This is a genomic window from Actinospineispora spinosispora DSM 44797, from assembly GCF_000429025.1.
Classification (GTDB): Bacteria; Actinomycetota; Actinomycetes; order Mycobacteriales; family Pseudonocardiaceae; genus Pseudonocardia; species Pseudonocardia spinosispora.
In genome coordinates this window covers 173,794-200,325 of the sequence record NZ_KE386839.1, presented here as the reverse complement: position 1 = coordinate 200,325, position 26,532 = coordinate 173,794, and the positions used below count along the sequence as shown (strand labels likewise).

Genomic DNA, 26,532 nt, shown 5'->3' with positions numbered 1-26,532 from the left:
CTTGACGGGATTGGGCCGTGCTGGAGTTCGACACCGCGGGTTCCGTGCCCGGTGCCGCCAGGCGTTTCAGACACCTGGCGGCCGGATCATCAGGACCCGCTCAACGCACCTTTTCCGGGATGTGGTCGAGCGCGTGCAGTACCTCGACGGCCAGCGAGTGCGTGGCCTTGTCACCGAGCTTCTCGTGCTGCTTGATCGTCGCCACGACCAGCTGAACTCGCCGGTCGTACGGAGACAGGACTTTCCCGTTGCTGCTCATGACTCAGTCCCTTGCATCGGTGGAGCGAAACCAAGGACCTGACCGATCACCGAACCCGATGGCAAGCGATCCGCCCTGGACGCTCATCGGGGACGACACGAGCTCGAGCGCCCGTATACGAGATGTTCCCAACACCTCCACCGTACCCGCACTCACCGTCACCGACCCAGAACGTCACGGGAAAGTTGTGACCCAACCGCTGTTGCTTCGACAAGCACCGGCGAGTGACACTTCGAACATGTGTTCGGACCACGAGTGGCAGCCGCCTCCTGCGCCGGCGATCGCCGGCTTCGCGGCTCCGACGACGGTCCCGCCACTGACCGAGGTGTGGGTGCTGCTGGACGAGCTGGTCAGGACGGACCAGGCCAGCCCGAGAAAACTGGGTGACGGTCTGGAGATGACCGGACGGGCGCGCGGCCTGCTGCGCGAATGGCGCAGGGGGTCACGTGGCGAGTGGTTCGGAATGGTGAACTACCAGGTCTACTATGCGGACGGCCGCCCGAGACCGGCCCTCTTCTTCGAGCAGCTGGTCCCCGCCCACGCCTTACTGCCCCGCGCCGACCGGGCGCCGCTCGGCGAATGACCGGTGAGCGGCACTAATGCCCGCCGCAATCGCTGTAGTCCTGCCGAGGAACCCACATCACCGGCGCCCTGGCGTAGAACCAGCCCTTGCCCGCGACACAGAACCAGACTCCCTCCGCCGTGCCGTCCCGGGTGAGTCGCACCATATTCGACCCCGGGACGCGCACGCACCGATCGAACGCCTTGTACGGCACGTACCACGCACCGTCCCCCAGGGTCGCGGAGCGACTCAGACAGGACCAGACCGGCTCACTGAAGTCGCCCTGGTCGACCCTGATCCTCTTGTTCTCCAAGCCGGGAGGGAGCGGATCCGCGGGGATGACAGGCGCGGGCGGCGCCTCGGCGGAGATCCCCACGACCTCACCGAGCTTGTCCACGGCACCGAAGAACAGGCCGATTCCCACCAGCCCGAGCAGCAGGGTGAGAAGTCCGATGATCAGCCCGGACAGCGGGAGGCGCTTACTCGTCGCGGCTCCACGTCTCGCCCGACCGAGGCCGAGGAACCCGAAGACGACCGCGACGATCCCGAACATCACGCCGAAGAAGGATGTGACGGGCATGAGGCACGGCACCAGTCCGACGAGCGCCGTCACCAGCGCCGTGATGCCGAAGCCGTTACGAGGCTCGACCTGGGCGGGCCCGGGCAGATCGAACTGCTCATTGTTCATCGATCTAAGGGATCGCGGAATCCGAGACAGACGTTACGACAGTTGCTGTGGCAACAAAATAATGCGGCACACTCACTCGCTATTGCGCAGCAGCGGCCGAAAGAGATACTCTAATGGGTGCGATCAGAAAAAGAACTCACTACCCTACACATTAATAATAGCACGATCGGAGAGGGGCCGGCCAGACCCCCATTCGAGCGAGAGTTGGCGGCGGAGACCGAGCGGATCCGCCGGCTTCACGCACTGCTCGCCGCAGAGCTGGCGACCGCCACCGCCACGGCCCGGGGAGTGCTCGGCACGCCGGCCGGCGAGGAGCTCAGCGCGCGCTGGGAACGCGACGTGTCCGCACACCGCTGGTCGGAGAGGGCGAGCGCGCTGGCGGCGGCACGCTCGGGTCTGTGTTTCGGCCGGCTCGACCACACCGACGGGTCGACGAGCTACATCGGCCGGATCGGACTCACCGATCCCTCGGATTCGGAGAGCGCGCTCATCGACTGGCGCGCGCCCGCCGCCCAGCCGTTCTACTGCGCGACATTGGCGACACCGCTCGGAATGATCCGTCGGCGGCATTTCCAGCTCGCCGGAACCGCGCCCGAGGAACGGGTCCACACATTTCACGACGACGTACTGGATCGGGCGGCACTCACCGATGCCGATTCGGAATCCGCGTCCGACCCGGCATTGCTCGCCGCATTGACGGCGCCGCGCGGGTCGACGATGCGCGACATCGTGACGACGATCCAGGCCGAGCAGGACGCGATCATCCGGCTGCCGCTGTCCGGCGCGGTGGTGATCGAGGGCGGCCCGGGGACGGGCAAGACCGCGGTGGCGCTGCACCGCGTGGCCTATCTGCTCTACACGCATCGGGAGCGGCTGGCTCGCAGCGGTGTGCTGGTCGTCGGTCCCAGCGCCGGGTTCATCCGGTACGTCGGCGGAGTGCTCCCGGCGCTGGGCGAGTCGGCGGTGGTGTTCACCACACCGGGCAGGCTGGCCCTCGGCGTGGTCGCCACCGAGGTCGATCAGGACGACGTCTCGCGGACGAAGGGCGGGCTCGGCATGCTGGACGTGCTGCGCCGCGCCGTCGCGGATCGGCAGGAGCTGCCCGGGTCGCCGATCCGGATCGAGCTCGACGACGTCACCGTCGAGATCGACCGAGACACGGCGGCGGAGGCCGGGCGGCGCGCGCGGGCCACGGGTCTGCCGCACAACGCCGCGCGGGCGACGTTCCGCGACGCACTGGGCGGCCTGCTCGTCGGGCAGGGCGTCGAGCGACTCAGCGGGGACCTGGCGGACCCACCCGAGCTCGCCGACATCCTCCGCGAGCTCGGCGAGGAGCTCCCGGAGATCGCCCCACCGGCGCAGGTGACGGCGCAGCTGCGCCACGAGCTGCGCGACGACCTGCGTTCGGACCTCGGTTTCCACGCCGCTGTCGACCGCCTGTGGCCGTCGCTGACCCCGGAGCAGGTGCTCGGCGATCTGTTCACGTCACCGGACCGGCTCGCCTCGGCGGGCGCCGACGCCGCTCTGTACCGGGCCAAGGGCGCCGCGTGGACCGTGGCGGACGCACCGCTGCTCGACGAGCTGGCCGAGCTGCTCGGCCCGCTGCCCGGTTCCTCGGCCGAACCGAGAGAGCCGGACAGCGCCTACGCGGCCGAGGTGCTGTCCATCCTGGAGGCGGCCGACCGGCAGATCGCCGGGGAGGACCCCGACGAGCTGCGCCCGACCGACTTCGTCACCGCCGACATGCTCGCCGCCCGGCAGGTGCCCGACGAGCTCAAGAGCGTCGCCGAACGGGCGGCGGCCGACCGGGACTGGCGGTACGGGCACCTCGTCGTCGACGAGGCCCAGGAGCTGTCCGCCATGGACTGGCACGTCCTGTTACGCCGCTGCCCGTCCCGGTCCATCACCGCGGTGGGTGATCTCGCGCAGCGCAGCGCGGCATCCGGGGCGCACGAGTGGGCGGACGTGCTCGCGCCGCACCTCGGTTCCCGATGGACGTACCGGACGCTCACGGTGAACTACCGCACGCCCAGCGAGATCATGTCGCTGGCGGCGACGGTGCTGGCCGAGTTCGCGCCGGACCGGCAGCCACCCGAGTCGGTCCGGGCGACGGGTGAGGACCCGTGGCAGCTCACCGTGTCCCGGACGGACGTGCGCACAGCCGTCGAGACAGAGGAGGCTCGGTCGGGCCGGGGAACGCTGGCGGTGATCGCCGACGACGTCGACGGCCTGGCCGGACTCGGCGCCGAGGTCCACACCCCGGTGTCGGCGAAAGGGCTCGAGTTCGATGCCGTCGTGATCGTCGACCCCGAGCGGATTCGCGCACGTAACCCGGCCGATCTCTACGTCTCGATGACCCGCGCCACCCAACGGCTCGGGCTGCTGCACCTCGAACGCTGATCGCACGCAAGAGGCCGGATACCGCCATTGAACGGCGATATCCGGCCTCTTCGCGCTTTAGCGACTATTAGGCCACCGACGTATCGTGATCGACGATCAGAGATACGGGATTTGGCCTGGGGATTGTTGCTCCTCCGACTGGACTCGAACCAGTAACCCTGCGATTAACAGTCGCATGCTCTGCCAATTGAGCTACGGAGGACCGCTTTGTTGTTCCGGGCGGCTCGGCCGCCAACGGAGATAACCTTAGCGCACCGCCGCACGGCGGTTTACAGGGGCTCCCATGAGTGGGCATGCTCAGCCGGCCCGCGGCAGTATGGGTCGCAGACAACCCTGGAGGAAGCCGTGTTGATCCCGTTCATGCTCGGTGCAGCGACCGGCTACGTGCTGGGCAGCCGGGCCGGCCGGGAGCGCTACGAGCAGCTGGCCCGCACCTACCGCCGCGTAGCCGACCACCCCGCGGTGCAGGGCGCGGCGGGCATCGCCAAGGCGAAAGCGGTGGACGCTGTGCGAGCGACCGCCGGCCTCCGCAAGGACAGCTGACCGCGACACGACTTCGCAGACCGTCACGTCGCGTCGCAGACGCTGCAGTGTCTGCGACGCGACATCACGGTCTGCGAGGTCGGGCTAGCCTGCCGTCCTGGCGATCATGAAGAGCCTGCGGAACGGGAGCCAGGTGCTGCCGTCCTCGCCCGCCGGGTAGACCTCACGCAGCCTGGGGGCCAGCTCCGCGCGGAAGCGGTCCCATTCGGCGTCGTCCAGTGCGGCACGCACCGGGCGCAGCGCGGTGCCGGTGATCCAGGTCAGGACCGGGTCCTCGCCGGTCAGGCGGTGCAGGTAGGTGGTCTCCCACGCATCGACCTCGGCGCCCGCCGCGATCAACGAGTCCGCATACGTCGTCGGGGTTTCCACGGCCAGCGCGTCACGGACCTCGACCCTGCCCCGCCAGGCGGGCTCGGCGAGCAGCTCACGCACCAGCACGTGCGAGGGCGCATCGAAGTTCCCGGGGACCTGCATGGCGAACCAGCCGCCCGCCGGCATCTCGCCGATCCAGTCGACCAGCAGCCGAGGGTGTCCCGGCACCCACTGCAGGACCGCGTTGGTGACGACCACGTCGTCACGCTCACCCGGGTGCCAGTCGCGGACGTCGGCCTGCCGCGCCGGCACACCCCGCGCCCGCGCGTCGGCGACCATCTCCGGCGAAGAGTCGAACGCGTCGATCTCGGCGTCCGGCCACCGCGCGGACAGCAGCCCGGTCAGGTGGCCGGGGCCGCACCCCAGGTCGACCACGCGCCTCGGGTTCCGAGCCCCGATCCTGGCCAGCAGATCATGGAACGGCCGGGAACGGTGGTCGTCGAACGTGAGGTACGCGGTCGGATCCCAGGTCATTCAGTCGACTTCCTCTCGGTCCGCGGCCCGTTCGACCGCCTGACGAAGCGCTCCCGGTTCGGTGCCCGGATCGGGCCGGACCTGCACCTGTACGCCGTCCCGGCCGGCCACCGCGCGGTCCACGAACCACGCGCCGCCACCCGGCAGCTCCACACGTCGCCGCGACCGGATCGACGAGGTGACGCGCTTGTGCACCACTTCGGGAACCCGGCCGGGATCGCTGAGCCGCACCGGCAGCGGCCGCTGGTCGGCCAGGATCACCGCGTCACCGACGGCCTCCTGCTCGACGGCCTCGATGACCGTCAGCGCGCCGCTGTTCCAGGTCGCCTTGCTGACCAGGTGCCACCCGATCCGGCGCCCCTCGGGCAGCCACAGACCACGCGACGTCGCCACGACGACCCCGCCGCCGCTCACCGTCGCCGACGCGAGCACCCGCTCCTCGCCCTCGAGCGTGCCGGTGAACCCCTCCGGCAGCTGCTCACGGCCGAGCAGCCGGTACATCCAGCCACGCAGTTCGCTCACGCGCTGCCGGCCCTGCGTTCACGCAGTGCGATGCCGTACTGCTCCAGCGGGACCAGGTCGCCGAACAGCTCCCGATAGGCGTCCGGCTCGGTGACCGGGTTGGTGCGCTGCAGCAGCGACTTCAGCTCCGCGATCTGGGTCTCCACCAGCACCAGCCGGACCCCGGCGAGCACACTCGCCACGTAGCGGGCCTCGTCGTTGCCCTTGCGCGGCAGGTCGAGCGGCTCAACGGCGAGCTCGGTGAGCATCGAGCGCAGCGTCGACGGGCACTGGGCGGCCACCGTCTCCAGCCACTCGGTGCCCTCCGTCCCCGCCGCCGCTCCCCCGGCCGACTGGATGCCCTGGTGCACCGCCTGGTAGGCGGGCTCGCTGAAACACCCGATCGGCAGCTCGTCGTACGCGGGACCGGCGACCGTGGGCAGCTGCAGCGCTGCCTTGACCGCTTCGCGCTGCAACCGCAGCTTCGGGTCCTTCGCGGGCGGCGGGACGGCGCCTCGCGCCGTCGCGCGCTGCCGCTGCGCGGGCTCCCCCGCCGTCTCCCTGACCCGCTGCACCACGGTCGACTCGTCGGTCCAGCCGACCCAGCCGGCGAGCCTGCGCGCGTAGCCGTCCCGCAGCGACCGGTCCTTGATCTGGGCGACCAGCGGCACGGTGCGCCGCAGCGCGCTCACCTGGCCCTCGGTGGTGTCCATGTCGTAGTCGCGCAGCAAGCTGCGGATGGCGAACTCGAACAGCGGCTCCCGCCGCGCCACCAGGTCCCGCACCGCCGTGTCGCCGGAACGTTGTCGCAGCTCACACGGGTCGAGCCCGTCCGGGGCGACCGCGACGAACGTCTGCCCGACGAACTGCTGCTCACCCTCGAACGCCTTCATCGCGGCGGCCTGACCGGCCTCGTCACCATCGAACAGATAGATCATCTCGCCCAGGTCGAACGAGTCGTCGCCGATCAACCTGCGCAGCACCGAGATGTGCTCGGCGCCGAACGCCGTGCCACAGGACGCGACCGCGGTGGGGATCCCGGCCTGGTGCATCGCCATGACGTCGGTGTACCCCTCGACCACCACGACCTGCCGCCGCTTGGCGACCTCCCGCTTCGCCAAATCCAGGCCGAACAGCACGTGCGTCTTGCGGTAGACCGGCGTCTCGCTCGTGTTCAGGTACTTGGCCTGGATCGGGTCGTCGTCGAACAACCGCCGCGCGCCGAACCCGACCACGTCGCCGCCGAGGTCCCGGATCGGCCACAGCAACCGACGCCGGAACCGGTCGATAGGCCCCCGCTTGCCGTCCTTCGACAGACCCGCCTTGTTCAGCTCGTCCAGCGTGAACCCGTCGGCGAGCAGAGTCTTCGTCAGCCCGTCCCAGTCGGCGGGTGCGTACCCACAACCGAAGTGCGCCGCGGCCGCCGAGTCGAAACCCCGGCTGGTGAGGAACTGGATGGCGGGCGCCGCCTCCGGCGTCCGCAGCTGCTGGCTGTAGTACTCGGCCGCCTTGCGGTTCGCCTCCAGCAACCGGGTACGGGTGCCGCGCTCCCGCTGGACCGACGACCCGCCACCGACGTAGGTGAGCTGCACCCCGACCTTGTCGGCGAGCCGCTCGACCGCCTCGACGAAACCCAGGTGCTCGATCTTCATCACGAAGTCGATGACACTGCCGCCCTCGCCACAGCCGAAGCAGTGGAACGTGCCATGCGTGGGGCGGACGTTGAACGACGGCGTCTTCTCGTCGTGGAACGGGCACAGGCCCTTCAACGACCCGGCACCCGCCCGACGCAGCGCGACGTACTCGCCGATCACCTCGTCGATCCGGGCGCGGTCACGGACCTGGGTGATATCCGAGTCTCTGATCCGTCCGGCCACCGAGTTAGTTTAAGCCTGTCCCGCGCGGAGTTTTTCCGTGACCACCCCGGCTCGCGCAAGCGCTCGCTGGGGTGCTCCCAGAAGAACAAGCCGACTTCGTCGGTCGGGCGCGCGCTTGTCTGGTTGCGTTCTGCCTCGCCCGTTGCGTTTTCTACGGTGCTCCGCACTGAACCCCCTCCGGGGAGACTCACGGAGCCCACTGTGTGGGTGGCGTAGTCCCGCCGTGTTTGCATGATCGGCACGGTGTGGTGGCTGCTTTTTCGCGCGAGATCAGCCATGGGCCCGTGGTGATCATGGGGACGGGCGACACCGCGCACTCTGTGGGCACACCGCGCTCTGTGCACATCGCGCGGTGTGGACTGGAGGTGCGCGGCGTCACCAAAGTTGATCACCCAACCTGTGCGCTGCACCCCACAGGGGCGCGGCGCAGCCGTGGCCGCCTTTGGTGCCGCAGTCTTCCCCGTCCCCGCGATCCTGGCCCGCACTTGGCGTGGTCGGGCGGCGTCAACCCTGAAACCTCGCCCCCGAACATCGGACAGCCGCGCAGGCAGCGAGGCCGGCGTCAGCCGGGGGTTGACCCCGGCCGACCACGCCAAGACACTGACCGGCCAGCGGGGACAGCGCCGCAATCCCGGAACCGAGATCCCGCCCGTCGCGTGAGAGCGACGGATGGGCGCTCTGATCATGCGAGTGGGCGCCCGGGTGGCCTTCCACACTGAACTACGGACTCGACGCCAGTAGCGTTCGAGAAGTGTCGATCACACCGGAACCCGCACGGGTCGAACTGGCGATCGAGGAACACCGGGCGCATCTCATCGGGGTCGGCTACCGGATGACCGGAAGCCTTGCGGACGCCGAGGACGCGATCCAGGAGGCGTGGTTCCGGCTGAATCGACTCAGTGACGACGAGCGGGCGACGATCCGGGATGCGAAGGCCTGGCTGACCACCGTCGTCGGCAGGCTGTGTCTCGACCGGCTCAGGTCCGCGGCGGTGCGCAAGGAGAGCTACATCGGGCCGTGGCTGCCCGAGCCGCTGGTCAGCAGTCCCGAGGAAGACGACCCGCTGTCGGTCCTGGTGCGCGACGAGGACGTCCGGATGGCCGCGATGGTCGTCCTCGACCGGCTGACTCCACCCCAGCGGGTGGCCTTCGTGCTGCACGACGCGCTCGGCCTGCCGTTCGACCAGATCGCCGACGTGCTCGACTGTTCACCCGCCGCCGCCCGCCAGCACGCGACCAGGGCACGCCGAATCGTGTCGACCGCCCAACCTCCCCCGCGTGCGACCGACCTGGAGCAGCAACGGCTGCTCGGAGCGCTCGCCGACGCACTGGGCAGGGGTGACACCCGGACGCTGGTGTCGCTGCTGCACCCGGACGTGATGTTCTTCAACGACAGCGGCGGGATGGCTCCGGCCGCGCGCCGGGTGGTCGTCGGCGGAGAGAAGGTGGCCCGGCTGCTGTTCGGCCTCGCCAAGCAGTACGAGGGCGCGCTCTTCGAAACGGTCGCCCCGGTGCTGGTGAACGGCGAGCTCGGCTATCGGTCCGGTGGGCTGCGCGGCTCACCGGAGGCGGTGACGGCGATGAGCATCCGGAACGGACAGGTCGTCGCGTTCTACGCGATGCTGAATCCCGCGAAACTGGCCAGGGCGACACCTCGCATCCTGCGCAAGGCCCGAACTTCTTGACCTCAACCCTGGTCGAGGTCGCAGACTTCGGGGCATGAGCAGCAGCCTCGCTGAATCCGTCGACCAGCTCGACGACTGGTACCTCGATCGGTTCGACGTCGACGCCTACCTCGCGCGGATCCGGCATCCCCGGGTCGGGCCCGGCGTCGAGGCACTGCACAGCCTGCACCGCGCTCACGTGCTGGCCATCCCGTTCGAGAACGTCGACGTCGTGCTCGGCGCCCATCGAGGTCTCGCGCCGGAGACCATCACCGACAAGCTGCTGCTGCGTCACCGGGGCGGTTACTGCTACGAACACGCCCTGCTGTTCGCGGCGGCCGCTGAACGACTGGGCTTCCGGGTGCGTCGCATCATCTCCCGCGTCCAGCCGCACCGGTCCGGTCCGCGTACCCACATGGCCCTGCTGCTCGGGATCGACGGCGAGGAGACCCGGTACCTGGCCGACGTCGGGTTCGGCGCCGGCATGATCGCACCGATGCGGCTGCGCGACGGTGACATCGTCGACCAGGCGGGCTGGCCGCACCGGTTGACGGTGCGGGACGGAATCTGGACGCTCGCCAAGCACACCGAGGACGGCTGGGAGCCTCAGCACGCCTTCGACGAGTCCCCGGCCCGCCCGGTCGACTACGAGGTCGCGCACCATTACGTGTCGACCCACCCGGCCTCGCCGTTCACCGGCCGGCTCGTGGTGATGCGGCTGTCGGACGGTCTCAGCAGGCGGCTGATCGACGACACCCTCACCGTCGAGCACGCCGACGGCCGGATCGAGCGCACCCCCGTTCCGCTGGAGCGGCTGGACGCGACGCTCCGGGACCTCGACGTGGTACTCAACGCCTCCGAACTGGCCGAACTGCGAGTGCATCTCGGCGGCCAACCGGAGCTGTGGTCACGCTGACGCGGTGGCGACCAGATCGCCGTGCCGGTCATCGAACTCACGGACAGCGGCCGAGGTCGCGTGCGGCGCCAACGCCTGACGGAACTCCACCAGCCGGTTGCGGTCCCGCTTCGAGTTCAACCGCCGGATCGCGACCGCCGCGTCGCCTGCCGTGGCGCAGGCATGCTCCACGGCGCCAGTGCCCAGTCGAGCGGTCGCCAGATCACACATGAACAAGGCTCGCGCACGGCTGAATCCGGGGTCGAAGGAGGCCAAGGCAGCGCGCAGGTGCCGTTCCGCCTCGGTGAACCGTCCGAGCCACATCTCGGATCGTCCGGCTCTGGCTTCCACCTCCCGGTGGTTGAACCAGTAGATGAAGGCAGGCTCCTCATCCGGCCGAGACCTTCGTAGCAGCTCCTCGGCTCGATCCCGAGCTCGCTTGGAGGCGTAGGCGTCTCCCGCTGCCGCCGCGCCGGTCGCCAGCCGGATGTACACCGAGCTGGCCACGGCCGGCGTCAGCTCGCGTTCCCAGTGCAATGCGGAGCGGGCCAGCTCGACCGCGTCCTGAGGATGCGATGAATACGCGGCCGAGTTGCTCATGAACCCAAGGATGTTCGCGCCGATCGCCCGGTCCTCGCTCACGTGCGCATGACGCAACGCGGCCATCCAATAGCGCTGCGCCAACGCCTCGTCACCACTGTCATACACAACCCAACCGGCCAGCCGACCCAACTCAGCTGTTTGCGCATGCAATCTTTTCCCGACATCCTCCGAATACGACCCGCTCTTCAACAACGCCACAGCGAGCCGCAGATTCTCCCGAATGGTCGGCAGCAGCGTCCCGCCACCGATCTTGTCGTCCATCCGACGCAAACCATCGGTGACCTGCGCAAAATCGTTCACCAACGCATCGGTCACCCGATCACCACGCAACGACGCGGCAACCCGGGCCGGGTCATACAGCCACTGGTGCGCGACCGCGGTCAACGACACACCGGTCAGCGCGAGAAACTGTCGCCGCTCCATTCCACCAGGGTCCACGACCTGGGCCAGGGAATCCAGTGCTCCGCCGGGAGTCCATTCGACGCTCAGGCCGTCGTCGGCGCGCGCGTAGCGGCGGTCGACGTACGCGTCGGCGCCCGGCCAGCCCAGCTGCGCCGGCGCCACCGGCTCGCCCAGCCGGATCGACAACACCTCGCAGACCAGCCCCGGAACCGGGGACCGAGGGACACTCGGGCGTTCCCGGCCCTTGTCCGGAGCGATCCACCGCCTGGCGTGCCGTCGGTGGACCGTCACCCCGTCGCGCCGCCCGGCGGCGACCTCGTTGATCCGATCAGCAAGCTCTTCGACAGTCCATCCGGCGCGAACCAGAACCATCTCCAATTCAGTATTACGATTCGGTTCGCACCCCCTAATGCTTCGTGCCGCAATCATTCTTGCTCCCCCTGAAGCACATCACCGGACACACACGCTAGCCGATCACCGAACCATTTCAGTGATGTGTGAAAAAGTGTGCACACCATTCGACTCGGCGCGAACCATTCGCCCGCGACGCTCACTTCGTGAGTTCCGCCTATGTACCGTCGAGCGACTACGTCTATTTCCTGGCCGCGAAAGGCTTCGCCGCCGAAATGCTCGCCGAGCACGTTCCGGCCCCCGACGGCACCTGTACGCACTGCCGAACTCTCGGCTTCACCATGACCTGGCCGTGCCGCCCCTGCCTCTCGGCCCGGGCGGCCGCCGCACTGGCCGCGTCCTGGCGTCGCCCGCACCGCCCAGGTTGGGTGCCGGTGTACCCACCACCGCCCGATGAGCGTTGAGGCAGCTCGCTAGGACAGGCGGGTGTGCCAGGCGTAGGCCTGGTTGTCCGTCAGGGCCGCTATCTGATCGACCACGACCCGCCAGCGGGACGGGTCATCGGGGGCCTCCGACCAGGATTCGGCCAGGGGGATCGCCAGCGTAGCGGGGGCACCCGCGAAGACCGCCTCGGCCAGTTCGGCCAGCAGCTCACGTTGACCGGCCTGCATGCGCAGCCGCGCGGGGTCGGCCATGACGTAGCGGACCGCCACCGCCTTGAGCAGGGCCACCTCGGCCGCCACCGGCGCGGGAATCTCCAGGTCCGCCGTATAGCGCCCCAGCGGGCCGTCGCCGGCGACGGCCCGGGTCGTGTCCACGGCGGCGGAGGCGAAGCGGCTCACCAGCTCGCTGGTCAGGCGTTTCAACGCCACCTGGCCCGCTGCCGTCGGGTCGGCGCGGCAGGCTGTCTCGACCACGGGCAACGCCAGCAGCCGCAGGCCCGCCTCCTCACAGGCGGCGGGGTCCGCGCCGAAGCTGCCGGCCGCGAGCGCCGCCAGCGCGGCGCGCTCGGTCGGGTCGGCGAGCGCCACCAGGCTGATCCGGCCGGCGAGGATGCCGTCCTCCACGTCGTGCACGGAGTAGGCCACGTCGTCCGCCCAGTCCATGACCTGTGCCTCCAGGCACCGGCGGCCCTCAGAGGCGCCGGCTCGCACCCAGGCGAAGGCGTCCAGGTCGTCGGGGTAGACACCGAACTTCCGTTGTCCGTCTCGACGCGGGAACGGGTACTTGCAGGACGCGTCCAGCGACGCACGGGTCAGGTTCAGGCCCGCTCCGACGATCTTCGGTTCCAGTCGCACCAACGTCCGCAGGGTCTGGGCATTGCCCTCGAAGCCACCGCAGGACGCCGCGACGTCGTTCAGCGCACGTTCCCCGTTGTGGCCGAACGGTGGGTGGCCGATGTCGTGTGCCAGCCCGGCGGTGTCGACGACGTCCGGGTCGCAGCCGAGCTCCTCGGCGATGCCCCGGCCGATCTGCGCGACCTCCAGCGAGTGGGTCAGCCTGGTGCGGGGCATCCCGGTGATCTCGGCGCCCTCCCCCGGGCCGACCACCTGCGTCTTGCCCGCCAGCCTGCGCAATGCGGCGGAATGCAGCACGCGTGCCCGGTCCCGCGCGAACGGGCCTCGAGTCTCCGGGCGACGGGAACCGCCCAGCGTCGCGTCCTTGGGCTGCTCGGGTGACATGCGGGCGCGATCGTGCTCGTCGTAGTCGTACCCGCGCGTCATCAGCCTAAGCCGGAGCCTTCGGTCTCCACCGACGCGTGGGTGAGCCGGTAGAACAGCAGCGCGCCGGTCTCCCGCACGATGTAGCGCGCCTGGGTCTGCCTGGTCTGGACGACCGGGCCGCTACGGGTCGGCGACGTCCACGACGGAAGGTCGTAGTCGCGGGCCATCGTGCGGGCGCGCAGGGAGTGCCACGGGTCGCTGACCAGCAGCGCCGAGTGCCATCCGCTGCGCCCGGCGACCCCGGCCACGGCGCGCAGGCTCTCCAGGGTGTCCGAACCCTCGCCGATCGCCACCAGGACGCTGGTCGGGACACCCCGGTTCGCCAGATAGCGCCGCCCGGCGGAGGCCTCGGTGTAGCCGTCGCCGGCCTTGCGGCCGCCGACGGTCGCGATACGGCTGGTGAGGCCGTCCTTGTAGAGCTGCTGCGCGTGCCGCAACCGTGCCGCGAAGATCGGGCTGGGCGAACCGTCGTACTGGGCCGCGCCGAGCACCACGACCACATCCACCGGACGGCGGTCGTCGAGGCGGGCGACCTGCCAGACCCGGAACGCGGTCGCGCCGACCACCATCGCCACCACCAGGACCGAGCCGACCAGGACCCGGGCGATCCAGTTCGGCCCAGGCGGCTCGGGTTCACGGTGGACGACCGGCAGCGGCACGGTCGCGCGTTCGGTGGGGGCACTCACGAGCTGATCCGCCCCGCCGTCGCCGCCAGCGCGACACCGCCGCGGTCTCCGCGCCGCGCCAGCACCTCAGCGAAGATCGAGATGGCGGTCTCGGCGGGTGTCCGCGCACCCAGGTCCAGGCCGACCGGCCCGCGCACCCGGCTCAGCTCGTCCTCGGAGAGTCCCGCGGCGACCAGCCGGTCACGCCGAGCGGACTGCGTGCGCCGGGAACCGAGCGCCCCGATGAACCCGCGTCCGCCGCGCACACCGTCGATCAGGACGGCGTCGAACCGGGGGGCGTGGTCCAGCAGTACCAGCACGTCGGCCTCGGTGAACCGGGCGACGCTGTCCCGCGCGTCGGCCAGCTCGGTCACCTGTTCGCCGGGCCAGCCGAGCAGGGCGGCCTGGGCCAGGAGCGCGTCGCCGATCGCACCCGAGCCGATGACCAGGACCGTCGGCACCGGGACCCACAGGTCCAGCAGCACGTCCTGGCCACCGTCGGTGAGCCGTTCGGTCGTGGTGGCTCCCCGGCGCAGCAGCTGGCGCGCGGCTCCCGCCACCAGCTCGTCGGCGTCGCCGAGGCCGCCGTGCGTGCTCTCCAGATCGGCCCCGCTCAGGACCAGCTGGGCAGACCCGTCCGCGGTACTGGCCAGCGCGGCGGGACGGCCGGCTTCGAGCGCGACCCCGAGTGCCTCGGCCAGCTCGGCGGGCAACGGGTGCCCGAGCAGTCGCGCGCCACCGGCACAGGCCAGACCGGCTGCCACCGCGGCGTCCTCGGCGACGTGCGCATCCGTCGCGCCCGGCTCCCGCGTGGACTCGGACGCCAGCGCGACCGCCACCGTGTCCAGCGCGCCACGCAGCACCTGACCCACGTGCTCTCCGCCGGGGCGCGCGACGAGCAGCTGACCGGGCTCCACCGTGCCGAAACCGTGGCGGTCCAGCACCCGGACCACCCCGACGCCGTCGGCTGCCCAACGGCGCAGCGCGGCACCCAGGTCACGGAGGGCGGTCGGCGTAGTTGCGGCGCTCACAACACCCAGACTACGACCGGAAATCCCGAAGCCCGCCCCCGGCCCGGGCCACACAGCGTAGAAATTGGCCCCGCAAGGCACCCGAAGGGGTTCCACCGAAGGCGGGTCTGGGTCCCCGACGGGCGCTCGGCGAAGCCGATGTTGCGTTTTCGGAGGTAGGGGCCCCGGAGCTTGCGGAGGGGCCCCTGGCTACGAAAACCAAAAGGCGCCCTTGGAGGGGCTAGAGACCTGCCAGGGCGGGACGCTTCGGGTCGAAGGTCCAGTCCGGGACCAGGTAGCGCATCGCGGCCGCGTCGTCCCGGCCGCCGAGTGCGTTCTCCAGGTAGCACTGATGCGCCCGCTCGACCTGGGCCTCGTCGAGCTCGACACCGAGGCCGGGGCGGCTCGGCAGGTCGAGGAACCCGTCGGCGATCACCAGCGGGTCGCGGGTGAGCCGCTGGCCGTCCTGCCAGATCCAGTGCGTGTCGATCGCGGTGATGTCGCCCGGCGCCGCGGCGGCGACGTGGGTGAACATCGCGAGCGAGACGTCGAAGTGGTTGTTCGAGTGCGAACCCCAGGTCAGACCCCAGGCCTCACAGATCTGCGCGACCCGCACCGAGCCGTTCATCGTCCAGAAGTGCGGGTCGGCGAGCGGGATGTCCACGGCGCCGGAGCGGATCGTGTGGCCGAGCTGACGCCAGTCCGTCGCCACCATGTTGGTCGCCGTGCGTAGACCGGTGGCGCGGCGGAACTCGGCCATCACCTCCCGGCCCGAGTAACCGTCCTCGGCGCCGCACGGGTCCTCGGCATAGGCGAGGACGTCGGTCAGCTCGCGGCCCAGGCGCACGGCCTCGTTGAGCGACCAGGCGCCGTTCGGGTCCAGGGTGATCCGGGCGTCCGGGAAACGGGCGGCGAGTGCACGCACGGCATCCGCTTCCTCCTCACCCGGCAGCACGCCGCCCTTGAGCTTGAAGTCGCGGAAGCCGTACCGCTCGTGCGCCGCCTCCGCCAGCGCCACGATCGCATCGGGGGTGAGCGCGGGGAGGTCACGCAGCCGCAGCCAGTCGTCGTTCTCCTCGGCCCGCCGGTACGGCAGGTCGGTGGCCGCGCTGTCGCCGACGTAGAACAGGTAGCCCAGCACCGGTACCCGGTCACGCTGCACTCCGTCGCCGAGCAGCGCCGCGACCGGGACCTCCAGCAGCTGCCCCAGCAGGTCGAGCAGCGCCGACTCCACGGCGGTCACCGCGTGCACCGCGATCCGCTGGTCGAAGGTCTGCGCGCCGCGTCCACCGGTGTCCCGGTCGGCCAGCGCCCCCCGGATCGTGGTGAGCACGCGGTGGTGGTCGCCGATCCGGCTGCCGACCACCAGGACTGTGGATTCCTCCAGCGCCACACGGATCGCCTCGCCGCCGGGCACCTCGCCGACCCCGGTACGGCCGTCGGAGTCGGTGAGGATCACCAGGTTGCGGGTGAAGAACGGGGCGTGCGCGCCGCTCAGGTTCAGCAGCATGCTGTCCTGCCCGGCCACCGGGACCACCCGCATGGCAACGACCGTCGGCACACCGGACATCGTCTACTCCCTCGCAGGTCAGAAGCCGTGAGTGGCGAGTGGTCCCAGGGGACCACTCGCCACTCACGGGTCTTTAGTGGTTGCCCAGGACGCCGTTGATGCGGCGCCAGGTCCCAGTCGGGTTGTCGTCGCGCAGCTCGGTCGGCAGGATGCCGGCCGGCGCGTCCTGATAGGCGACCGGTCGCAGGAAACGCTCGATCGCCAGTGACCCGACGGACGTCGTCCGGGAGTTGGACGTGGCCGGGTACGGGCCGCCGTGGACCATCGCGTGCCCCACCTCGACCCCGGTCGGCCAGCCGTTGAACACGATCCGCCCGGCGAGCCGCTCCAGCACCGGCAGCAGGCGTCCGGCCAGCTCGTGGTCCGCCTCGTCGGCGTGCAGCGTGACGGTGAGCTGCCCTTCCAGGACCCGCAGCAACGCGATCAGCTCGGCCTCGTCCCGGCAGCGCACCAGCACCGACGTGGCACCGAACACCTCGTCGCGCAGCGCCGCATCGGCCATGAGGCTCGCGGCGTCGGTGGCGACGAGCGTCGCGCAGCCCCCGCTCGCGGTGGTCGGTTGTGCTCCGGTCGCAAGAACCTGCACGTCGGCGTGACCGCTGAGCTTCTCCACGCCGGAGGCATAGGCCCTGGCGATGTTCGCGGTCAGCATCGTGGCACCCGTGCTGGCCTCGACCGCCTTGCGCGCGCTCGTCTCGAACGCGTCCAGACCGTCGCCCTCCACCGCGAACACCATGCCCGGGTTGGTGCAGAACTGGCCGGCACCCAGGGTCAGCGAGCCCACGAACGCGGTACCGAGGTCGGCGCCGCGCGAAGCCAGCGCCGAGGGCAGCAGGAGCACCGGGTTGGTGCTGCTCATCTCGGCGTACACCGGGATCGGCACCGGTCGGGCCGCGGCGGCGCGGGTCAACGCGAGACCCGCCCCGCGTGAGCCGGTGAACCCGATCGCCTGGATCCGCGGGTCCGCCGCGAGCGCGCCGCCCACGGTCGGACCGTCGCCGTACAGCAGCGAGAAGACTCCGTCGGGCATCCCGGTCGCCTCGGCGGCCGCGGCGATCGCGCCGGCGGCCAGCTCGGACGTGCCCGGGTGCGCCTCGTGCGCCTTGACGACGACCGGGCAGCCCGCGGCCAGCGCCGAGGCGGTGTCACCGCCCGCGACGGAGAAGGCGAGCGGGAAGTTGCTGGCGCCGAACACCGCGACCGGTCCGAGCGGGACCTGCCGCTGGCGGATGTCGGCACGCGGCAGCGGCTGGCGGTCCGGGATCGCGGGGTCGATCCGGGCACCGTGCCAGCTGCCCTCCTCGACGGTCTCCGCGAACAGCCGCAGCTGGCCGGCGGTCCGTGCGACCTCGCCGGTCAGCCGCGCGGCGGGCAGACCGGACTCCCGGCCTGCCCGTTCCACGAGTGCGTCGGTGCGGTTGGTCAGCTCGTCGGCGATGGCGCGCAGGAACCGGGCGCGCTGCTCGTCCGGCACCGCACGGTAGGCGTCGAACGCCAGCTCCGCGGCCGCGCAGGCCCGTTCGATGTGCTCGCTCGCGGCGTCGCGGTACTCCGGGCCGAACGTCTCACCGGTGCTGGGGTCGACCGCGGTACGCGCCGGTCCAGTGCCGGGCACCCGCGCGGTGCCGAGGAACTGTTCTCCGGTCACGGGATAGCTCACTTCAAGGTCCCTTCGGTCGAGGCGGTCAGCTTCTGGATGAGCGCGGCCAGCTGGGCCTGCTCATCGACGGTCAGGTCGACCAGTGGTGGCCGAACAGGACCCGCCGGCCTGCCGATGACCCGCATACCCGCTTTCACGATGCTCACCGCGTACCCGGCCCGGAGGTTGCGGATGTCGGTGTAGGGCAGCACGAAGTCGGCAAGCCAGCCGTTCACCGTAGCAATGTCCCCGGCCCGCAGTGCGGCGTAGAAGTCGAGCGCAAATCTCGGGAGGAAGTTGAAGATCGCCGAGGAGTAGGTGGTCACACCCATCCGCAGGTACGGCACCGCGTAGGTTTCGGCCGTCGGCAGGCCACCGATGTAGGTGAGCCGGTCGCCGAGACGGGAGACCACGCGGGTCATCTGGTCCAGGTTGCCGGCGCCGTCCTTGAACCCGATCAGGTTCGGGCAGCTCTCGGCCAGCCCGGCGACCGTCTCGGCGCTGTACAGCGCGTTGCTCCGGTTGTAGATCACCACGCCGAGCGACGTCGCGCGGCACACCGCGCGCACGTGCGCGGCGAGGCCTTCCTGGTCGGCCTCGGTCAGGTAGGGCGGGAACAGCAGGATGCCCGCTGCACCCGCCCGTTCGGCCGCCTGCGCCAGCTCGACGGCCATCGCCGTGCCGTAGCCGGACGGCGCGATGATCGGCGTTCCCTCCGGGGCGCTGGCCACCGCGGCCTTCACGACCGTGGCCACCTCGGCCGGGGTCAGCGAGAAGAACTCGCCGGTGCCACCGGCGGCGAACAGGCCGGCGACCTCGTACTGGCCGAGCCAGCCGACGTTCTCCCGGTAGGCGTGCTCGTCGAAGTTCAGATCCGCGTCGAAGTGTGTGACCGGGAAGGACAGCAGTCCCCCGGCCAACCGTGCGGCGAGCTCAGTGGGGGGCAACGACTCGGTCACGTCTGCGACTCCCTTTCTGTTGAGTGGGTGGGGTCCGTTGGGAGGGGCGGGTGCTCAGTGGGCTGCACCGTCCGGTCACTGCGTACCAGTCCGACCAGCGCGGCGCCGATCACCGACGCGACGGCCAGCGCATACAAACCGTAGGTCACCTGACCGGTGGCCTGCTTGACGAGCCCGAAGCCGTACGGCGCGACGAACCCCCCGAGGTTGCCCAGCGAGTTGATCACCGCGATGGCCGCCGCGACGACGAGCGGGTGCAGCGCCCCCTGCGGGATCGTCCAGAACAGCGGGCTGGCGCTCTTGAAGCCCATCGCGGCCACGCACAGGAACACCAGTGCCCACCACGGCGAGGCGATCGCGGCCAGATAGGTGCCGACGGCGGCCACCAGCAGCGCGCCGACCAGCAACGACTTGCTCCGACCGAGCCGATCGGACGCGCGTCCGGCCAGGTACATCGCGACGATCGCGCAAATCCACGGCAGCGAGGACAGCAGACCCACGGTGATGTCCGTGGTGCCCGGAATCCGGCGCACGATGGTCGGCAGCCAGAAGGTGTTGGCGTAGATCGACAGCTGGATGGCGAAGTAGATCCCGCACAGGACGAGGATCGTCGGCGACAGCAGCAGCCGCCACCGTGATGGGGCCTTGGCCGACGTGGTCGCGGCGGCGCGGGCCTGGTCCTCGCGCTCGATCTCCTCGGTCAGCGCGGACTTCTCGCCGTCGGACAGCCATGTCGCGTCGGCGACCCGCGAGTCGAGGATCCGGTAGGCGATGATGCCGACCACGACGGACAGCAGCCCTTCGATGCCGAACATCCACTGCCAGCCCGCGATGCCGCCCGAGCCGTGCAGCGCCAACAGCGGACCGGACGCCGGGCCGGAGATCGCCGCCGCGACGGACGACCCCGCGACGAACAACGCCGTCGCGCGGCCCCGGTGCGAGCTGGGCAGCCAGCGCGCGAAGTAGTAGATGATCGCCGGGAAGAAGCCCGCCTCGGCCGCACCCAGCAGGAAGCGCAGCACGTAGAACATCGTCGGGCCGGTGACGAACGCGGTCGCGGCGGACACGATGCCCCAGCTGACCATGATCCGGGTCAGCCAGATCTTGGCGCCGTAGCGTTCCATCAACATGTTGCTCGGCAGCTCGAACACCGCGTACGCGACGAAGAACAGACCGGCGCCCAGCCCGTAGGCGGCGGCGCCGATGCCGAGGTCCGCTTCCAGGTGGACCTGCGCGTAGCCGATGTTCGACCGGTTCAGCTGGTTGCAGATCAGCATCACGATGAACAGCGGGACGACCCGCCGGAACACTTTGCCGACCGCACTGTCGAGCTCGGGCTTCATGGTGCTGACGTTACGATCCCAACTGATACCCGTCCAACACTAGTTTTGCATCCATCCATATAGAGATTGGATCGATGATGCTGCAGCACCTGTCGAGCTTCGTCGCGGTCGCCGAGGAGCTGCACTTCGGCCGCGCCGCCACCCGGTTGTCGATGACCCAGCCGCCGTTGAGCAGGCGTATCCACCTGCTGGAACGTGAGCTGGGGGTCGAGCTGTTCGACCGGTCGCAGCGCAGCATCCGGCTCACCCCGGCCGGGCGTTCGTTCCTCGCCGATGCGCGAGCGATCCTGCAGCTGTCCCAGCAGGCAGCGTTGTCGGTGCGCAAGGTGCCCGGTGGTCAGGTCGGCCGGGTGACCATGGCGTTCACCGCGACGACCGCCTACACGGTGCTGGACTCCGTGGTGACCGCGTGCACCGAGCACCTGCCCGGGGTGGACCTGGTGCTGCGCGAGATGGTCAGCGCGACGCAGATCGAGGCGCTGCTCGCCGGACAGATCGATCTCGGGCTGGTCCGTCCGCCGGTCGCCAACCCGGAGATCGCCACCCGCGAGGTGCTGCGCGAGCCGCTGCTGGCCGCACTGCCGACGACTCATCCGCTGGCGCGGCAGGACGCCGATCCGACGTTGGCGGACTTCGACGGCCAGCCGTTCATCATGCACGCGCCGTCCGAGGCCAGGTACTTCTACGAGGTGCTGGTGGGCATTTTCCGCATGTCCGGGGTCAGCCCGGTGTACACGCAGTACATCAGCCAGTCGCACACGATCCTGGCGCTGGTCCGGGCCGGCGTCGGGGTGTCGCTCGTGCCAGCCGCCGCCGCCGCGCTGCACTTCGAGGGGGTCGTGCTGCGCCCGGTGACCGGGCTGCCGGCGCGGCCGGTCGAGCTGCACGTGATGTGGCGGCCGAACAACGAGAACCCGGCGCTGCACGCGTTGCTGCCCCTCGTTCGGGTGCGCGACTGAAATTCGGTGGCGGACGGCGCGCAGAATGATCACCGTGCACCGACAGCAGGAAGTCCTGTCCGCGTGCCGGGTGGCCGATCTCGCCCGGGCGGCGCTCAGCCGTGCCGACCCGCTCGAGGTGACGGCGATCCACGAGGGCGGTGAGCACCTGTCCTGGTTCGTGGGAAGGGAGTACGTGGCCCGGTTCGTCACCGATCAGCGGTCCGCCGACCGGCAGCAGCGTGAGATCGAGCTGCGCGACCTGGTGCGCGACCGGGTCACGGTGCCGGTTCCGCGTTCGGCCGCGGTCGGCGGGACCCCGGGGCTGCGGTTCACGCTCGACGAGCGTCTGCCCGGGATCTCCGCGGAACGCCGCCCGGTTGGCGAGCGAGGCGAGCGCGATCTCGCCGCCCTGCTGACCGGGCTGCGTTGTGTGTCGACGGTGGATGCCGCCGACCTCGGCGTGCCCCGGCAGGAGCCGCACCGGCTCTCGGAGCTGCGCGAACAGGCCGTGGCGGCCGCCGAGCGGATGACCGGGAACGGTCAGCTCGACGGCCCGATCCTCCCGTGGGCCCCACTGCCCCACGAGGCGATGCCGGTACTGGTGCACGCCGACCTCAAGGGCGAGCATCTGCTGGTCGACGGGGACGGCGCCATCTCCGGCGTGATCGACTGGACCGACGCGGAGATCGGCGACCCGGCCACGGACATCGCGGGGCTGGCCATCTCGATCGGCTCCCCCGCCGCGCTCCGGGTAGCCGAACGAGCCTGCTACGACGCCGCGACCCGTGAGCGGGGAATCTTCCTGGCCCGCTGCAACACGCTGATCCTGCTGGACGACCGCCTGAACGGCACCGACGACAGCCCCGAGCCGCTCCTGCGCGCCCAGCTGACCAGAGCCTGGCACACCTCCCCGTCCGGAGCCGTGAGTGGCGAGTGGTCCGGTAGGACCACTCGCCACTCACGGTTCTCAGCGGGTTCTGTTGATGGCGGAGAGCAGGGCGTAGAGGGACGCCGTGCTGAGTGAGTGGTCGATGCCGACGCCCCAGCGGGTCACGCCGCCGATGCGGACCTCCACGTACGCGGCAGCCGGGCTGTCCTCCCCCGCACGAGTCGCGTTCTCCCGGTAGTCGAGGACCTCGACCTCGATGCCGGCGACCCGCAGCGCGGCCGCGAACGCGGACAGCGGTCCCGCCCCGTCCGCTTCGACCTCGTGCTCCGACCCGTCGACCCGCAGCCGCGCGGTGAGCCGGTGCCGGCCCCCCGCGTCCACGGTCCGCCAGTCCAGCAGCTCCACCGAGACCGGCGTCCGGCCCGGCAGCAGGTACTCACGGCTGAACAGCTCCCAGATCTCCTTGGCCTCGATCTCCCGCCCGGTCGCGTCGGTCTCGCGCTGCACGACCTTGGCGAACTCGATCTGCAGGCGGCGCGGAAGGTCCAGGCCGTTGTGGGTGTGCAGCAGATAGGCGATGCCGCCCTTGCCCGACTGGCTGTTGACCCGGATGACCTCGTCGTAGTTGCGCCCCAGCTCGGCCGGGTCGATCGGCAGGTAGGGCACCTGCCAGGGCAGCTCGGACTCCGGTACGTCCAGCTCCGCGGCGCGAGCGGTGTGCGCGGCCATGCCCTTCTTGATCGCGTCCTGGTGGGTACCGGAGAACGCGGTGTGCACCAGGTCGCCGACGTAGGGGTGGCGCTCGTGCACGCCGAGCCGGTTGCAGTGCTCGACGGTCCGGCGGATCTCGTCGATGTCGGAGAAGTCGATCTGTGGGTCGACGCCCTGGGTGTGCAGGTTGAGCGCCAGGGTCACCAGGTCGACGTTGCCGGTCCGCTCGCCGTTGCCGAACAGACAGCCCTCGACGCGCTGTGCTCCCGCTTTGAGGGCCAGCTCGGCGCACGCCACGCCGGTCCCCCGGTCGTTGTGCGGGTGCACCGAGAGAATCACCGAGTCCCGCCGCTGCAGGTGCCGGCTCATGTACTCGATCTGGTCGGCGTACAGGTCCGGTGTGGCGATCTCGACGGTGGCCGGCAGGTTCAGGATCACCGGTCGCTCCGGCGAGGCCTCCCAGGTCGCGGTCACCGCGTTGCACACCTCGAGCGCGAAGTCCGGCTCGGTCTGGTTGAACACCTCGGGCGAGAACTCGAACCGGACGTCGCCGGTGTGCGTCCGCGCGCACCGCGCCACGTCGTCGGCACCGGCCACGATCAGCTCGCGCAGGCTCGACCTGTCCTGGCCGAGAACGACGTCACGCCAGATCGGCGCGGTGGCCGTGTACAGGTGCACCACGGCTCTCTCGATCCCGACGATCGACTCGAAGGTCCGCTCGATGAGGTCCTTCCGCGCCGGGGTGAAGACCACGATCGTCACGTCGTCGGGCACCGCTCCCGGCTCCGCGAGCGAGCGCACGAAGTCGAAGTCGGTTCGGCTGGCCGAGGGGTAACCGACCTCGATCTCGGTGAACCCCATCGCCACGAAGAGGTCGAACATCCGCCGCTTACGGTCGGGGTCCATCGGCTCGGCCAGCGCCTGGTTGCCGTCCCGCAGGTCGACGGGCACCCACAGTGGGGCGTGTTCGATGCGGGCGTCCGGCCAGGTCCGGTCGGTCAGTGTGGCGGCAACGCGCTCGTGCGCGGGCAGGTATCGGTGCGAGGGCATGGAGCTTCGGCGTTGCCGGTTCCACCACGGCTGACCATCTGGGATCGGTCCGCCCGGGGTGTGCAGGGTGGGAAATGTGTACATCGCTGACAAGTCCTTCGGTCCGGATCTGACGACCGGCAGGTTCGAGCCCCGCGGCGGACCGCCGGTCAGGTCAGAGTCCGCCGCGGCGCTCGAGAAGCAGGCGTACGCGGTGCATGCAGCCGAGAATACAACTACTCAGCTCCTCAGACAACTTTACCGACCTGTATAGCTAGCGTCGGACGGCCCCGAGGAACATCTCCAGGTGGACCCTGACCGACCGGCCGGCCGCCGCGGAATCCCCTTCGGTGATCGCCTCGACCAGGTCGTGGTGCAGCCGGGTCGCGTCCAACGCCGGATCATGACCTCGTGATCCACCGCGCCGCGCGACCTCCAGCGCCGCACCCCGCAGGGCTGCCGCGAAGGAGTCGAAGACCTGCAGCAACACCGGGTTGTGCGCTGCCACAACACTCGCCCGGTGCAACGCGACATCGGCGTCGACGAAGCCGTCGATGTCCGTCGCGGCGTCCCGCGCCGCGAGCGCCGAACGCAGCGCCGCCACGTCCTCGTCGGTCCGGCGCAGCGCCGCGAGCTGCGCCGCCTGCACCTCCAGCCCGAGCCGGACCTCCCAGACGTCCGCGACCTCGGCTTCGCGCAACGCACGGTCCAGGCCGGGGATGGCGCTGAGCGACGCGACATAGGTTCCCGAGCCCTGACGCGACGCCAACCGGCCGGAGGCGATCAGGGCGCGCACCGCCTCGCGCGTCGTCGACCGTCCGACACCGAGCATCTCGGCCAGGCGGACCTCGCCGGGCAGCTTGTCCCCCACCGCCCAGCCGCTGTCGTCGAGCATGCGGGCCAACTCGGCGGTCGTCCGCTCGACCAGCGAGACGTGTTCCACCGCGCGCGGGCGGACGTGACCGGCATCATCAAGTGGCACCCGGGCAACTTACTTGACCCCAACCGCTGTTGAGGTTGAACAGTGATCCCATGACAACCGATTCCGCGAACGACGCGGACTCCAAGCCCGGATCCTGGGGCGAGCTGCTGCGGGGTCGGCACCTGGGCGCGATGATCGTGCTCGCCGGCGGCGTCGCGCTCTACGCGACCAACGTGTACGTCACCACGGCGCTGCTGCCTTCGGCGATCGCGGACATCGGCGGCGAGCGCCTGTACGCGTGGAGCACCACGATCTTCCTGCTCGCCTCGGTGGCGACCTCGGTGCTGGTCAGCAGGCTGCTGGCCGGTCAGGGCAGCCGCAGGGCGTACCTGATCGCGCTGCTGCTCTTCATCGTCGGGACGCTGCTGTGCGCGGTCGCACCGACCATGCCGGTGCTGCTGGTGGGGCGCGCTCTGCAGGGCGCGGGCGGCGGTTTGCTCGCCGGGCTCGGCTACGCGCTCATCCGGTCCACGCTGCCCTCGTCGCTGTGGACCAGGGCGAGTGCGCTGGTCTCCGCCATGTGGGGTGTCGGCACGTTCGTCGGGCCCGCGCTGGGCGGTGCGTTCGCCCAGTTCGGCGCCTGGCGGGGCGCGTTCGTCGCGCTGGCGGTGCTCGCGGTGGGTATCGCGGTGATCGTGCCCAGGGTGCTGCCCGCGACCCGCACCGGGGCGGATCGGGCGAGGTTCCCGCTGGTGGCCATCGTGCTGCTCGCCTCGGCCGCGCTCGTGGTCAGCGTCGCCAGTGTGATCGCCACCCTGCTGGCCAGCGTGATCGGCCTCGCCGTCGGGCTGCTGCTGATCGCGGGCTTCGCCGCCTACGAGCGGCGGTCGGCGGTGCGGGTGCTGCCCGCCGCGACCTATCTCGGCTCCTCACCGCTGCGGTGGACGTACCTGACCATCGCGCTGCTGGCGATGGGGTCGACCACCGAGACGTTCGTGCCGCTGTTCGGTCAGCGCCTGGCCGGTCTCGCGCCGCTCGCGGCGGGGTTCCTCGGCGCTGCCATCGCGGCCGGCTGGACCCTCGGTGAACTGCCCAGCGCTGACGCGTCGACACCGGCGACCACCCGGCGCATCGTGATCGCCGGTCCGGTCGTGTTGGCGGTCGGTCTGGCCCTGACCGGGCTGACCCAGCGCGCCGGAGCGGGCGGGTGGACGATCGCCGCCTGGGTGATCGCGCTGATCCTCGCGGGGTCCGGCATCGGGATGGCGTGGCCCCACCTGGCGACGAACGCGATGAGCAGCGTGACCGACCCCGCCGAGGGCGACAAGGCGTCGGCGGCGATCAACACCGTCCAGCTGGTCGCCAACGCGTTCGGCGCCGCACTCACCGGCGTTGCCGTCAACCTCGGCGAACCCGACCCGGCCCGCTCAGCGCACTACCTGTTCGGCGGCTTCGCGGTCCTGGCGATCCTGGGTCTGGCCACCGCGCTCAAGTCCCAGCGCACCGTCCGGTCCTGACGAAATCCCCGACACACACAGAC

At 70.5% G+C, this 26,532-nt stretch carries 24 protein-coding genes and 1 tRNA gene; 9 read left to right on the top strand and 16 right to left on the bottom strand.

Annotation, left to right across the window (positions count from 1 at the left end; all coding sequences use genetic code 11):
• Positions 1-100: 100 nt before the first annotated feature.
• Complete coding sequence (locus tag G406_RS58080; RefSeq protein ID WP_169736890.1) at positions 101-259, bottom strand: DUF6307 family protein; 159 nt, start codon at positions 257-259, stop codon at positions 101-103.
• A 238-nt stretch (positions 260-497) separates the two neighbouring features.
• Here G406_RS58080 and G406_RS53385 point away from each other — a divergent pair, with 238 nt between their 5' ends.
• Positions 498-842: a hypothetical protein gene (locus G406_RS53385; RefSeq protein ID WP_051343456.1), complete on the top strand. Its 345-nt coding sequence runs from the start codon at positions 498-500 to the stop codon at positions 840-842.
• Between the two features lie 13 nt (positions 843-855).
• Here G406_RS53385 and G406_RS55120 read toward each other — a convergent pair whose 3' ends face one another.
• On the bottom strand, positions 856-1,509 hold the full coding sequence (locus G406_RS55120; protein WP_051343455.1) for a DUF4190 domain-containing protein: 654 nt from the start codon (positions 1,507-1,509) through the stop codon (positions 856-858).
• A 204-nt stretch (positions 1,510-1,713) separates the two neighbouring features.
• Here G406_RS55120 and G406_RS0143240 point away from each other — a divergent pair, with 204 nt between their 5' ends.
• Entirely contained in the window at positions 1,714-3,909 is a 2,196-nt protein-coding gene (locus tag G406_RS0143240; protein WP_051343454.1) for a UvrD-helicase domain-containing protein, read from the top strand.
• Between the two features lie 129 nt (positions 3,910-4,038).
• On the opposite strand, the gene G406_RS0143235 is transcribed toward G406_RS0143240, so the two are convergent.
• Positions 4,039-4,111: transfer RNA gene (locus tag G406_RS0143235), tRNA-Asn, on the bottom strand.
• Positions 4,112-4,269: 158 nt separating this feature from the next.
• Between G406_RS0143235 and G406_RS53375 the strand changes: the two genes are divergently transcribed.
• Positions 4,270-4,452: a hypothetical protein gene (locus G406_RS53375; RefSeq protein ID WP_037081552.1), complete on the top strand. Its 183-nt coding sequence runs from the start codon at positions 4,270-4,272 to the stop codon at positions 4,450-4,452.
• Positions 4,453-4,536: 84 nt separating this feature from the next.
• Here G406_RS53375 and G406_RS0143225 read toward each other — a convergent pair whose 3' ends face one another.
• The 3 genes from G406_RS0143225 to dnaG are packed head-to-tail and all read right to left on the bottom strand — an operon-like array spanning position 4,537 to position 7,676.
• On the bottom strand, positions 4,537-5,298 hold the full coding sequence (locus G406_RS0143225) for a trans-aconitate 2-methyltransferase (protein ID WP_028938725.1): 762 nt from the start codon (positions 5,296-5,298) through the stop codon (positions 4,537-4,539).
• Positions 5,299-5,820: a hypothetical protein gene (locus G406_RS53370; RefSeq protein WP_245607440.1), complete on the bottom strand. Its 522-nt coding sequence runs from the start codon at positions 5,818-5,820 to the stop codon at positions 5,299-5,301.
• Complete coding sequence (dnaG, locus tag G406_RS0143215; protein ID WP_028938724.1) at positions 5,817-7,676, bottom strand: DNA primase; 1,860 nt, start codon at positions 7,674-7,676, stop codon at positions 5,817-5,819. Before dnaG ends, G406_RS53370 begins: the two co-directional genes overlap by 4 nt.
• 751 nt (positions 7,677-8,427) lie before the next feature.
• Between dnaG and G406_RS53365 the strand changes: the two genes are divergently transcribed.
• Positions 8,428-9,360: a sigma-70 family RNA polymerase sigma factor gene (locus G406_RS53365; RefSeq protein WP_051343453.1), complete on the top strand. Its 933-nt coding sequence runs from the start codon at positions 8,428-8,430 to the stop codon at positions 9,358-9,360.
• 34 nt (positions 9,361-9,394) lie between these two features.
• Positions 9,395-10,255, top strand: coding sequence for an arylamine N-acetyltransferase family protein (locus G406_RS0143205; protein ID WP_028938723.1), 861 nt, complete (start codon positions 9,395-9,397; stop codon positions 10,253-10,255).
• On the opposite strand, the gene G406_RS0143200 is transcribed toward G406_RS0143205, so the two are convergent.
• Positions 10,247-11,611, bottom strand: a complete 1,365-nt coding sequence (locus G406_RS0143200; protein WP_028938722.1) for an NsdA family TPR-like regulatory protein — start codon at positions 11,609-11,611, stop codon at positions 10,247-10,249. The genes G406_RS0143205 and G406_RS0143200 overlap by 9 nt on opposite strands.
• A gap of 185 nt (positions 11,612-11,796) precedes the next feature.
• Between G406_RS0143200 and G406_RS57680 the strand changes: the two genes are divergently transcribed.
• The gene (locus tag G406_RS57680) at positions 11,797-12,054 is read left to right on the top strand and encodes a hypothetical protein (RefSeq protein WP_156935472.1); all 258 of its coding nucleotides are present in this window, start codon (positions 11,797-11,799) and stop codon (positions 12,052-12,054) included.
• 9 nt (positions 12,055-12,063) lie between these two features.
• Here G406_RS57680 and G406_RS0143195 read toward each other — a convergent pair whose 3' ends face one another.
• The 7 genes from G406_RS0143195 to G406_RS53355 form a co-directional block, all read right to left on the bottom strand.
• Entirely contained in the window at positions 12,064-13,314 is a 1,251-nt protein-coding gene (locus tag G406_RS0143195; protein WP_028938721.1) for a deoxyguanosinetriphosphate triphosphohydrolase, read from the bottom strand.
• A complete protein-coding gene (locus G406_RS0143190) occupies positions 13,314-13,883 on the bottom strand; it encodes a YdcF family protein (protein ID WP_084216926.1) in 570 nt (189 codons plus the stop codon). The genes G406_RS0143195 and G406_RS0143190 overlap by 1 nt, the downstream gene beginning before the upstream one ends.
• A gap of 113 nt (positions 13,884-13,996) precedes the next feature.
• Positions 13,997-15,010, bottom strand: a complete 1,014-nt coding sequence (locus G406_RS0143185) for an XdhC family protein (RefSeq protein WP_245607439.1) — start codon at positions 15,008-15,010, stop codon at positions 13,997-13,999.
• 220 nt (positions 15,011-15,230) lie between these two features.
• Positions 15,231-16,559 carry an enolase C-terminal domain-like protein gene (locus tag G406_RS0143180; RefSeq protein ID WP_028938718.1) on the bottom strand — a complete coding sequence of 443 codons (1,329 nt, stop codon included), beginning with the start codon at positions 16,557-16,559 and terminating at the stop codon, positions 15,231-15,233.
• 73 nt (positions 16,560-16,632) lie between these two features.
• On the bottom strand, positions 16,633-18,219 hold the full coding sequence (locus G406_RS53360) for an aldehyde dehydrogenase (NADP(+)) (protein WP_037081434.1): 1,587 nt from the start codon (positions 18,217-18,219) through the stop codon (positions 16,633-16,635).
• The gene (gene kdgD / locus G406_RS0143170) at positions 18,216-19,157 is read right to left on the bottom strand and encodes a 5-dehydro-4-deoxyglucarate dehydratase (protein WP_037081431.1); all 942 of its coding nucleotides are present in this window, start codon (positions 19,155-19,157) and stop codon (positions 18,216-18,218) included. Before kdgD ends, G406_RS53360 begins: the two co-directional genes overlap by 4 nt.
• Entirely contained in the window at positions 19,154-20,500 is a 1,347-nt protein-coding gene (locus G406_RS53355; RefSeq protein ID WP_051343452.1) for an MFS transporter, read from the bottom strand. The genes kdgD and G406_RS53355 overlap by 4 nt, the downstream gene beginning before the upstream one ends.
• 74 nt (positions 20,501-20,574) lie before the next feature.
• Between G406_RS53355 and G406_RS0143160 the strand changes: the two genes are divergently transcribed.
• Positions 20,575-21,459, top strand: coding sequence for a LysR family transcriptional regulator (locus G406_RS0143160; RefSeq protein ID WP_037081428.1), 885 nt, complete (start codon positions 20,575-20,577; stop codon positions 21,457-21,459).
• Positions 21,460-21,493: 34 nt separating this feature from the next.
• Positions 21,494-22,465: an aminoglycoside phosphotransferase family protein gene (locus G406_RS53350; protein ID WP_169736889.1), complete on the top strand. Its 972-nt coding sequence runs from the start codon at positions 21,494-21,496 to the stop codon at positions 22,463-22,465.
• On the opposite strand, the gene leuA is transcribed toward G406_RS53350, so the two are convergent.
• Together leuA and G406_RS0143145 are read right to left on the bottom strand one after the other, a co-directional pair.
• On the bottom strand, positions 22,409-24,175 hold the full coding sequence (gene leuA / locus G406_RS0143150) for a 2-isopropylmalate synthase (protein ID WP_037081425.1): 1,767 nt from the start codon (positions 24,173-24,175) through the stop codon (positions 22,409-22,411). The genes G406_RS53350 and leuA overlap by 57 nt on opposite strands.
• A gap of 169 nt (positions 24,176-24,344) precedes the next feature.
• Positions 24,345-25,052, bottom strand: a complete 708-nt coding sequence (locus G406_RS0143145) for a FadR/GntR family transcriptional regulator (protein ID WP_051343450.1) — start codon at positions 25,050-25,052, stop codon at positions 24,345-24,347.
• 50 nt (positions 25,053-25,102) lie between these two features.
• Between G406_RS0143145 and G406_RS0143140 the strand changes: the two genes are divergently transcribed.
• Positions 25,103-26,509, top strand: coding sequence for an MFS transporter (locus G406_RS0143140; protein ID WP_028938713.1), 1,407 nt, complete (start codon positions 25,103-25,105; stop codon positions 26,507-26,509).
• The last annotated feature ends 23 nt before the right edge of the window (positions 26,510-26,532 follow it).